The 11,436-nt window shown below is 68.0% G+C and carries 3 protein-coding genes; 1 reads left to right on the forward strand and 2 read right to left on the reverse strand.

Going from position 1 to position 11,436, the window contains the following annotated elements:
- Nucleotides 1–6: 6 nt before the first annotated feature.
- Nucleotides 7–6,174: a tandem-95 repeat protein gene (locus V5F67_RS19565; protein ID WP_394020151.1), complete on the reverse strand. Its 6,168-nt coding sequence runs from the start codon at nucleotides 6,172–6,174 to the stop codon at nucleotides 7–9.
- A 144-nt stretch (nucleotides 6,175–6,318) separates the two neighbouring features.
- Nucleotides 6,319–8,349 (reverse strand): aq_1923 C-terminal domain, encoded by a 2,031-nt coding sequence (locus V5F67_RS19570; RefSeq protein WP_394020153.1) that lies wholly within the window; start codon nucleotides 8,347–8,349, stop codon nucleotides 6,319–6,321.
- A gap of 300 nt (nucleotides 8,350–8,649) precedes the next feature.
- On the opposite strand from V5F67_RS19570, the gene V5F67_RS19575 reads away from it, so the two are divergent.
- On the forward strand, nucleotides 8,650–10,932 hold the full coding sequence (locus tag V5F67_RS19575) for an NADP-dependent malic enzyme (protein ID WP_394020155.1): 2,283 nt from the start codon (nucleotides 8,650–8,652) through the stop codon (nucleotides 10,930–10,932).
- The last annotated feature ends 504 nt before the right edge of the window (nucleotides 10,933–11,436 follow it).

Genomic DNA, 11,436 nt, shown 5'->3' on the forward strand with positions numbered 1-11,436 from the left:
CCCCGCTCAGAGGATGACCATCAGGTCCGAGGTGGCGCCGTTATAGGCGAGGTGCAGCGTGTCCCCCGCATTCAGCCCGTCGAGCTGGGTGTGCTGCACCGCCGCCCCGGCGCCGGCGCCGTCCGCGTCGTACATGAGGTAGGCGCCGGAGGTGCCGGCGTCGCCGTCGGCGTCCTCGAACCACACGAAGTCCGCGAGGTCGTCGCCCGCGACGAAGCTGGAGGCCGAGATCAGCGCGCCGATGTCGAGGATGTCGTCGTCGGCCACCAGCCCGCCCACCGCGTTGAAGTCGGTGATCCGCGCCCCGGCCGCGGTGGCGAGCACGAACGTATCCGCCCCCGCTCCGCCCGTTAGCACGTCCGCGCCGCCACCGCCGCTGACAATCTCGGCGGCGGCGGTGCCGACGAGCGTATTGGCAGTCTCATCGCCATAGACGCCGCTGGCGTCGCGGATGATCTCGATGGAGCGGTAGGTGAAAGTGGACCGACGCTGGCTGTCCGTGAGGCTGAGGCCGGACACGACCAGGGTGTCGACACCGTCGCCGCCATCGACAAACCATGCGATATCAGCGTTGTCGATTGTGAAAGTGGTGCCGGTGGCGTTGGTGCTCAGGATTGTGACCCCGCCGAAGACCCGATCCATATCGACGCCCCTCAGATCGAGTTCCGCGTCTGGCGTGCTGAGGGTGCCTCCGTCATAGCTGTATATGGATGTGACGGAGGCCAGCACGTCACTGTCGACGATCACGGTCCCACCTGCAATCCCCAGTTGCTCAATTCCCTCGATCTGCATGCCGCGCAGGTCGTAGGTCGTCCCGTAACCGCTCAGATAGAGGGTATCGGATCCCGTACCACCGTGGAGTTCATCGGCGGCTGTCAGATCCTCCGGTGCCGCCGTATAGAACGTGTTTCCGCCGTTGCCGCCGAAGATTTTCTCAGCGCCGGTCGAAAGATAGAAGGACGTGAAGTGGGCGCCGCCGGTTACGGTGAGGTCGGCGCCATCGCGCAGGATAAGACTGGAATTGGAACTATCGAAGTCATTGACAAGCTGCACCTCCTCGAAGCCGCTGAATTCGGCGAGCGTGGAAAGATCGAACGTGCCGGTGCCGGCGAGCACCAGCGTGTCGTCCCCCTCGCCGGCGGCGAGCGCATCGCCGGGACTGAGCGTCTCGGCCGTGCCGTAGACGGTGAGATCGCTAGCGCTGGCAAAGACGGTGTCGCTGGCGAGGGTGAGGGAAAGGGCTCCCGCGTCTCGCGCCCCTGGATGCGTTCCGCTGCTGTCCTGGATGGTTTCGATGGACGTGGTGGCGAAGATCAGCGCCCGCTGCTCGTCCGTGTAGGCGAAGCCGTTCGCGACCAGCGTGTCGTTACCCGACCCGCCCTGGATAAGGAAGCTGTTCGCCGCACGGTCGATGGTGAAGACCGTGCCCGACGCATTGTCGCTGGTGACAGAAACGGTGTGGAGTGTCTTGCCGGAAAGGTCGAGGCTGTCGGCACCGGTGACGACCAGGGCGCCGGCCGATCCGTATATATCCAGAAAGCCGGAGAGAGCTTCGTCTTCCGCGCGCACGGTGGTCGATGAGTCGATATACAGGACTTCAATGTTGCGGATGTCAGGCACCGTCAGGTCGAAAGTACCCCCGCCGGACAGCCGTAAGGAATCGCTTCCTCCTCCCCCGTCCAGGACATCGCCATCGGAAAGCTCCGCGGCGCGATCCGCTTCGAAACGTTCCGAGCCCGCGCCGCCGCTGATGTTTTCCCGGCCGGTGGAGAGATAGATTGAATTGTCCCAACCGGTGTTGACGACACGAATGTCTGTTCCATCCCGAAGCCGCAGGCCACCCCAAAAGCCGCCCAGCCGCACCTCTTCGAAGCCAGAGAAGGCCGACGGCGTCGCGAGATTCACGACACCGTCCCACGCATCGACGAACAGAATATCGTAGCCGTCTCCGCCCGAAAGCTGGTCTTGGGGATTGAGGGTATTTTGGTTTGCAAACACCTGCTCATCCGCCGCCGTGCCCTCGAACACGTCGGTGCCGGTGGTGAGCACGGTCTCCGGCCGGTCCAGCACGTCGATGGTGAAGGTCTCTTCGGTGTAGGCGCCCTTGGAATCGGTGGCGCGCACGGTGACGGAGCGCGTCGCTGCCGCCTCAAAGTCGAGCCTCTGATTGCCCACCCGCAGTTCATTGCCTTCGAGGGTGAACAGCGCGCCGTCGCCCCCCGGCTGGATGGAATAGCTAAGCGCATCCCCATCCGGATCGGTGGCGCTCAGCACGCCGACCGTCTCGCCCGCGAGGTTCTCCACCACGGTGGCATTGGAGAGCACGAGATCGGTGGGCGCCGTGTTCGCCTTGATGACGTCGAGCGTCACGGTGGCGGTGTCGGTGCCGCCGCGGCCGTCCGCGACCGTGTAGGTGAAGGAGGCCGCGCCATAGAAGCCGTCGTCGGGCAGGAAATGGATGCGGCCCTGGTCGTCGAGGGTGACGACGCCGTTCACGGCGCCGCCGACACCGGTGATCGTGAGAAGGTCGCCGTTCGGGTCCGTGTCGTTGCCCAGCAGCGACGCCAGGCTGAAATAGCTGGTGCCGGCAGGCAAAGCGATGCGGTCGCCGCCGCCGCCCGAGCCGGCGCTGCCGCCGCCGCTCCCGAACACCACTTCGTAGTCCTGATCCACCGCCAAGGCGTCATCGGCCGCGTCCGGCGCGCGGTTGGTGCCGGCCAGCGTCACCACCACGTCATGCGAGACCGTGCCGCCGTTCCCGTCGTCGATCAGGAGGGTGAAGGTTTCCGTCTTGGTCTCCCCGACCTGGAGATCGAGGAAGGCGTCGCGGTCCGCCTGGTAGACATACTCCACCCGGTCCGGCCCATCCGCCACCGGCACGACGGTGGCGACAAGGGTGCCGATGGTGCCGTCCGCCGGCGTGACGCTCACGGTGTGGATGTCGGCGGCGTCATCGTCCTCGAAGGTGAGGAAGCCGGACAGGCCGAGGGGCTTGCCGTAGTCCGCACTGGCCGAGACGAGGGTGAGTTCGCCCGTGGCAAGGTCCTTCACGAAGACGTCGTAGGTTTCGTTCGTGTCGCCATCCACCAGGTTGCTGGCGCGGGACACGAATAGGACCTTGGTGCCGTCCGGCGAAAATTTAAATTGACTGGCCATATCGCTGCCCGGCTCACCAGAGCTGGACGAGTTGACTAACGTCACTTCACCAGAATTTAGATCCTTTACAAATATATTTTGGATTCTGTTGGATTCGCTATCCACTAGATTTGTTGAGCTGGACTCGAACAATACCTTGGTGCCGTCTGGTGAAAACTGAACGCCGCTGCTCCAGCCATTGCCTGGCGCGCCAGCATTGGACGAACTCACCAGCGTCACTGCGCCGGTCTGAAGGTCCTTCACGAAGACATCGTCGGTTCCATTGGCGTCACCTTCCACCAGATTGCCGGCAGCCGACACGAACAGCACCTTGGTCCCGTCTGGTGAGAACTGGTATCCATAGCTCCTACCGTTGCCTGCCGTGCCGGAGCTGGACGAATTCACCAGGGCCACCGCACCGCTCTCAAGGTCTTTCACGAAGACGTCGTCGACCCCGTTGGCGTCACCTTCCACCAGATTGCTGGCCGTGGAAGAAAACAGCACCTTCGCACCATCCGAAAAGAACTGATAGCCGTAGCTGTAGCCATTGCCTGGTGAGCCAGAGCTGGACGAATTCACCAGCGTCACCGCACCCGTCTCTAAATCCTTCACGAAGACATCGTCGCGCCCATTGGTATCGCCTTCAACAAGATTGCTGGCAGAAGATTGGAACAGCACTTTGGTGCCGTCCGGCGAAAACCGGGCCTCATAACTGAAGCCGTTGCCCGGCGTCCCGGAGCCAGAGGAACTCACCAGCGTCAACGCTCCCGTCTCCAGGTCCTTCACGAAGACGTCGGTGGTCCCGTTGGTGTCGCCCTCGACCAGGTTGGCCGCATAGGACTCGAACAGCACCTTGGTGCCGTCCGGCGAGAACCGGTACCCGTTGCTCCATTCATTGCCTGGCACGCCGGAACTGGACGAACTCACCAGCGTCACCGCCCCTGTCTCAAGGTCCTTCACGAAAACGTCTTGGAATCCGTTGGTGTCACCCTCCACCAAATCGCTGGCATAGGACTGGAAAAGGACCTTGGAGCCATCCGGTGAGAACTGATGGCCATAGCTGTTACTATTGCCCGGCGCACCGGCGCCGGAGGAACTGACCAACGTCACCGCGCCGGTCTCAAGATCCTTCACAAAGACGTCTTGGGCTCCGTTGGCGTCACCCTCTACGATGTTGCTGGCGGCGGACGAGAACAGCACCTTGGTGCCGTCCGGAGAGAACTGGTAGCCGGCGCTCCAGGCGTTACCGGGCGTCCCGGAGCTGGAGGAATTCACCAGCGTCACCGCGCCGGTTCCAAGATCCTTCACAAAGACGTCGTAGTCCCCGTTTGTGTCGCCTTCTACAAGATTGCTGGCATGGGACCGGAACAGCACCTTGGTGCCGTCCGGCGAAAACTGAGAATCGGCGCTGTATCCATTGCCGACCCGCGCCGCTTCAACCGAGGTCACGGCCGGATCGTACACTGCGACGATGCGGGGGATGGCGTTCTCTGCCACGTCCGTCACCGTGATCGCCACCGCTTTGCGGGTGGTGGTGGTGCCGTCGTTCGCTTCGACCCCGATGTCGTAGACATTGTCGCCGCCCGCATCCGCTGGCGCCTCGAAGTCGGGGGCGGCCTTGAAGGTCACCTTGCCGTCCGCATCCACCGTGAACAGGTCCGCATCCGCGCCCGAGAGCGTGTAGGTGAGCGCATCGCCCTCCACGTCGCTCGCGGCAATCTGATAGGCGGTGCCGGTGCCGTTCTCCGCAAAGGTCGCCGTGGCGTCGGAGCTGACCAGCGGCGCGTCGTTCACCGGCCAGACGGTGACGTTGACCGTCGCCGTGTCGGTCCCGCCATTGCCGTCCGACACCGTGTAGGTGAAGGAGGCGGCGCCGTTGAAGTCCGCATCCGGCGTGAAGGTGATCTCGCCGTCATCCAGCGCAACGGTTCCGCCGACTGCGCCGCCGACGCCGGTCACCGAGAGCGTGTCGCCGTCGATGTCCGCGTCGTTCGCCAGCAGGTCGGCGACGGCGATCGCCAGCGGCGTGTCCTCCGCGGTGGTCGCCGCGTCGGCGGTGGCGACCGGCGCGCGGTTGGGCTCCACCACCGTGAGGCCCACGGAGGCGCGGGTGACGTCGCCTTCCTTGTCGGTCAGCGTGAAGGTCAGCGCGCGCTCGCCTTCGGGCGGCGCGGCATCCGACGTGCTGTGCGCCACCTGCTCCACCAGCTGCGCCATCTGCGCGTCGGAAATCTTCGCCGCGCCCTTGAACTTGATGGTCAGGTCCTTGCCGTCCTGCCCGCTCGAGGTGATGTTGGCCACCTGGGTCGCGCCCAGATACACCTTCGTGCCCTGGATGCGGAACGGCCCGTTCGCCAGCGTCAGGTCGTCGCCCGAGGTCGCCCCGTCGAGATGCACGCTGAGCGATCCGGCGGAAAAGCCCGTGCCGTCCGGGTTGCGCACCGTCACGTCCGCGTCCACCGCCTTGGGCGTGCGCGCCTCCTCCGGCGTGCGGGTCACATGGGCGTCAAGGTCCGACACCACCGGCGCGTCGCGGTCGGCGGCGATCTTCAGGTTGATCTTGCCCGGGCCCCTGGTGTTCTCCGCATCCACCGCCAGGAAGGTGACGGCCCGCGCGGCGCTGCCCGGCGCGTCGGCGGTGGAGGAATAGCTCACCGCGCGGGCGAGCGCGGTCGCCGCGCTGTTGCTCACCGGGCCGGCATCGAAGGCGACGGTGAGCGCGCTGCCGCCGGCCCCGCTCGAGGTCACGGTGCCGATGCGCGCGCCCTGGTAATAGACCTCGTTCCCCGACACCGTGATGCCGCCGGTCTCCTTGATGGAGAAGCTGTCGGCCGCGGTGGCGCCGGCGATGGCGACCGTGAGCCGCCCGCCGCCGAAGCCGGTGCCGTCGGCATTGGTGAGGGTGACGTTGGGATCGAGCTGCACCGGCCCGGCATTGACCGCTGCCTCGCGCACGGTCTTGGAGGCGTCGAGCGCGCCGAACACGGGCGTCTTCACCCGGAAGCCGAAGCCCGGGAGGCGGAAGGGTAGGAACGCCATGATCAACTCCCGGGCCGCACCAGCCATCGATTCATCCCCTCAAGGGACATCTCTGCTGACGCAACCTGGCATGGCACCATGGCCCGCACATCACCCAATTGGGTGGGGCGGAACCCGGCATCCGCGCACCGCCGGGCGCGGCCCTCAGGGGCCGGCGGTCGCCGACAGGCTGAAGGCGGAGAGCGCGCCGAACGGCGCGTCGGCGAGGAACAGCGGCAGGAGCGGCGTGTCCGGCTTGGGCGTCGCCTGGATCGTCAGGGTGCGCGGCGCGGCGAGGAAGCCCTTCACCGCGTCGGCCACCGCGACCACGTCGGGATTGACCTGCGCCAGCACCGCGGCGATCTCGTCCACCTGCGCCGCGAGATCGTTGCGGATCTCGTCCGGGGTCACGCCGGCGGCCTCGGCGAGCTGCTGGAGCATCAGCTCCACGAGGCCGAGATTCTCGACCTTCAGCTTGAGCGGCCGCGCGGTGATGTCGCCGAGCGCGCCGAAGGCGGCCGCGGCATCCGCGAACGCCTCCTTGGGCACGTTGCCGATGCTGGTGTCGAGCGACACCGAGAAGGCCTTCTCGAGCCGCGCGCCCAAAGGCCCGATCTGGAGGTCGCCGCTCGCGGGGTCATAGGCGATGTTGAGCGCCGTGCTCATCGTCGCCGAGGTGATGCCGGCATTGGCGAGGTAGACGAAGGGCTCGCCGTCGGCGGCGCTGATCGGCCCGCTGACGTCCTTCATCTCGAAACGCACGGTGGTCGGCAGCTCGCCGAGCACGCTGCCCCAGCCGAGCGTCAGCGCGCCGATGCGCAGCGCCTGGCCCGGCGCCGACCCGTTCTCGCCGTCATAGGGCACCTCGATGGCGGAGGCCTCGATCCCCGACACCACCTTGAACAGGCCGAGCAGGCCCACGGGCGTCGGCGCGTCGGCATCCCGCGCCAGGTCCGCGAGCGCCTTCAGATCGAGGCGCCGCACCACCAGCTGGCCCGCCTTGACGGCGCGCTTGTCGGCATCGGTGCCGTCGAGGCCTTCGAGCTCGAAGGTGTCGAGCACGCCCGCCGCGAAGCCGTCGAGCCGCACGGCGGCGATGCGCAATTTCTCGTCCGCGCTGGCGGCGGTGAGGCCGGTCATGGAAAAGGTGCGGAAGGCGAGGCCGTCGATGATGCGCCGGGTCTCCTCCACCAGCTCGCCGAGCTCGGCGACCGAGAGATCTGGCCCCTTGCGGGAAAGCGCGTCGAGTTCGAGCAGCCGGTCGAGGGCGATGGCGGAAGGCTTGATGCCCACGTGCTCCAGAAGCAGGGAATCGGCGCCCGCGGTGCTGCCGTCATGGTGCCTGACCTTGTAGGGGCCGGTCACGACCTTGCCGTAGATCGCCTGGTAGTCGTCCGGCGCGGCGCCCGGCGCGGCGCCGGCAAGCACGGCGAGGAAGGGGGCGGTGTCGATGCGCGCGGCGACGATGCCGCTGAGCTCGCCCGCCTGCCGCGCGCCGCCGGCGGGAGCGGCGCCCCCCAGCCCATCCCGGGCCGGCACCTCGTCCGGGCCGGAGAAGGCCAGCTTGTCGATGAGCAGGCTGCGCACCTTGCCGGCGGCGACCTGCTCGGCGGCGATCCCCTCGTAGGTGGCTTCGATCGGCACCGCGCCGGCCGCGGCCGGCTGATGACGCAGCGTCATGGCGGGAATGGTGATCTTGGCGGCGCTGGTGGCGGCGAACTGGCGCAGCGCGAAGCGCGCGGCGCCGAACGGCCCGGCCTCCCCGGCCGGGGCGGCCACGGGCACCACGGGACCGCGGTAGCGGTCGATCATCACCTTGGGAATGGCGTAGACGAGCGTGCCGCCGAAGGCCGCGGAACCGGTCAGCGTGATCTCGACCCCTTCGAGGTCGAGCGCCTCGGCCTCGGCGTAGTTGTCGCGCGGCGGCTGGGCGCCGGTGGCCGTGAGCCGGCCGATCCTGACCGTGGCGCCGGCATCGGCGGCGCCCACTTCGATGCCGGTCAGGACGATCGCCCTTGCCGCCGGGTCCACGCTCGCCTCGGCGAAGCGCGCGGTGGCGCCCCGGCGCCGGATCTCCTCGAAGGCACGCTCGACCTCGGCGCGGGCGGAGCGCTCGCCGACCGCGCGCACGCCGAAATAGCCCGCGATCCCCAGCAGGACGACGGCGACGAGGCCGATGGCCAGCTTCTTGCCCATTTAAGAGAACCTCCGGCTGCGAGACCCCCGGCCCCGGAGCCGGCGGCTGAAGAGCAGGCCCATGGCGCGTGCACCCGCGGCGCGCGCATCATGGTGCGCGGCGACGCGTCGCGCCCGGCCACCATAGCCCATCTCGGTGCCGGAAGGCGCCTCTCTCTGCGCGGTCGGCGGCGCGCCCGCGCCCCCGCTTCCCCGCGGTGCAGCATGACGAAAACGCGCGCGAGCCGTGACATCGGCAAGCGTGGCGGCTACTTTCCCGCCGCACCGGTGGCGAGCGGAAAGACACGAACGGGGGAAGGTATGGCGTCGAACATTTCCGAGGATCTGCGCTCCGGCGCGCTGGTGTATCACCGGCTGCCGAAGCCCGGTAAGCTTGAGATCCAGGCCACCAAGCCGCTGGGCAACCAGCGCGACCTCGCGCTCGCTTATTCCCCGGGTGTTGCCGCCGCCTGCGAGGCCATCGCCGCCGATCCGCTCCAGGCCGCCGAGCTGACCATCCGCGCCAACCTCGTCGGTGTTGTCTCCAACGGCACCGCGGTGCTCGGCCTCGGCAATATCGGCCCGCTCGCCGGCAAGCCGGTGATGGAGGGCAAGGCGGTCCTGTTCAAGAAGTTCGCCGGCATCGACGTGTTCGACATCGAGATCGACGCCGAGACCGTCGACCGCATGGTCGAGGTGATCAGCGCCCTGGAGCCGACCTTCGGCGGCATCAACCTGGAAGACATCAAGGCGCCCGAGTGCTTCGAGGTGGAGAAGCGCCTGCGCGAGCGCATGAAGATCCCGGTGTTCCACGACGACCAGCACGGCACCGCCATCATCGTCGGCGCCGCGGTGCGCAACGCGCTGGAGGTGGGCAATCGCAAGATCGGCGACCTGAAGATCGTCACCTCGGGTGCCGGGGCGGCGGCGCTCGCCTGCCTCAACCTTCTCGTCACGCTGGGCGCGAAGAAGGAGAACATCTGGGTCACCGACATCGAGGGCGTGGTCTATGACGGCCGCAACACCCTCATGGACCCCTACAAGGAGGTCTATGCCCAGAAGACCGACAAGCGCACCCTCGACGAGGTGATCGAGGGCGCCCACATCTTCCTCGGCCTCTCCGCCGGCGGCGTGCTGAAGCCGGAGATGGTGAAGAAGATGGCGGACAAGCCGCTCATCCTCGCCTTGGCCAACCCCTCGCCCGAGATCATGCCCGAGGAGGCCCGCGCGGCGCGTCCCGACGCCATGATCTGCACCGGCCGCTCGGACTTCCCGAACCAGGTCAACAACGTCCTGTGCTTCCCCTACATCTTCCGCGGGGCGCTGGACGTGGGCGCCACCGACATCAACGCCGAGATGAAGATGGCGGCGGTGGAGGCGATCGCCGCGCTCGCCCGCGAGACCCCGTCCGACGTGGTGGCGCGCGCCTATGGCGGCGAGACCCGGGCCTTCGGCGCCGATTCGCTCATCCCCTCGCCGTTCGACCCGCGCCTGATCCTGCGCATCGCGCCGGCGGTGGCGAAGGCGGCCATGGCGACCGGCATCGCCACCCGGCCCATCACCGACTTCGAGGCCTACGAGGACAAGCTCGACTATTTCGTGTTCCGCTCCGGCTTCATCATGCGGCCGCTGTTCGCCCGCGCGAAGCAGTCCATGAAGCGCGTGATCTATGCCGAGGGCGAGGACGAGCGCGTGCTGCGCGCCGTCCAGGCGGTGGTGGAGGAAGGCATCGCCAAGCCCATCGTCGTCGGCCGGCCGAGCGTGGTGGAAAGCCGCGTCAAGCGCTTCGGCCTGTCGGTCCGGCCGGGCACGGACTTCGAGATCATCAATCCCGAGGACGACCCGCGCTACCGCGAGTTCGTGCGCACCTACATGGATGTGGCGGGCCGGCGCGGGGTGACGCCCGACGCGGCGCGCACCCTGGTGCGCACCCACCCCACCGTGATCGCCGCCCTGGCGGTGCATCGCGGCGTGGCCGATGCCATGCTGTGCGGCATCGAGGGCCGCTTCACCCGCCACCTGCGGCAGGTGCGCGACATCATCGGCCTGGCGCCGGGGGTGAAGGAGCTGGCGGCCATGTCGCTGCTCATCACGCCCAAGGGCAACTTCTTCATCTGCGACACCCAGATCCAGACCGAGCCCTCGGCCGCCGACCTCGCCGAGATGACGGTGCTCGCCGCCGCCCATGTGCGCCGGTTCGGCCTGGAGCCGCGCGTCGCGCTGCTCTCGCACTCCAATTTCGGCAGCCACGAGACGCTCTCGGCCAAGCGCGTGCGCATGGCGGTCGAGCTGCTGCGCGAGCGCGCGCCGATGCTGGAGGTGGACGGCGAGATGCAGGCGGACGCCGCGCTGGTGGAGGACATCCGCAAGCGCTCACTGCCGAACTCGCGCCTCGAAGGCGTCGCCAACGTGCTGGTGATGCCCGACCTCGACGCCGCCGACATCGCCTACAACATGATCAAGGTGCTGGGCGACGCGCTCCCGGTCGGCCCGATCCTCATGGGCACGGCGAAGCCGGCGCACATCCTCGGGCCCTCGGTGACGGCGCGCGGCATCGTCAACATGACCGCCGTGGCGGTGGCGGAGGCCCAGGTCGAGGAGTGAGCGGGGGATAGGCCCGAGACGCAGCGGCCGCGCCGCGGCAGCGTGCGCGCGGAGGCGGCGCACGGCCTGAGGGCGCGATCCCTCCGGTCGCTCCCCTCCCCCTCGTGGGAGCGGTTCGCGCGCTCGGAGGCGGCGCGAGGCAGCCGGGGAAGCCCCGACACACCCGGCATAAGCCGCCGTCATGCTCCGGCTTGACCGGAGCATCCGCGCCACCTCCCCGCGCCGCGCCCGGCCGCAAGATGGGCCCTCCGGTCAAGTCGGAGGGCGACGGCGGGGCAAAAGGCGACGGTGGGGACAAAGGGGCGACGGTGGGGACAAAGGGGCGACGGCCGGGAGCGGTCCGCGCGCTCGGAGGCGGCGCAAGGCAGCCGGGGAAGCCCCGACACACCCGGTATAAACCGCCGTCATGCTCCGGCTTGACCGGAGCATCCACGCCACCTCCCCGCGCCGCGCCCGGCCGCAAGATGGGCCCTCCGATCAAGTCGGAGGGCGACGGCGGGGCTA

The sequence above is a fragment of the Xanthobacter pseudotagetidis genome, from assembly GCF_043194795.2.
GTDB classification, from domain to species: Bacteria; Pseudomonadota; Alphaproteobacteria; order Rhizobiales; family Xanthobacteraceae; genus Xanthobacter; species Xanthobacter tagetidis_A.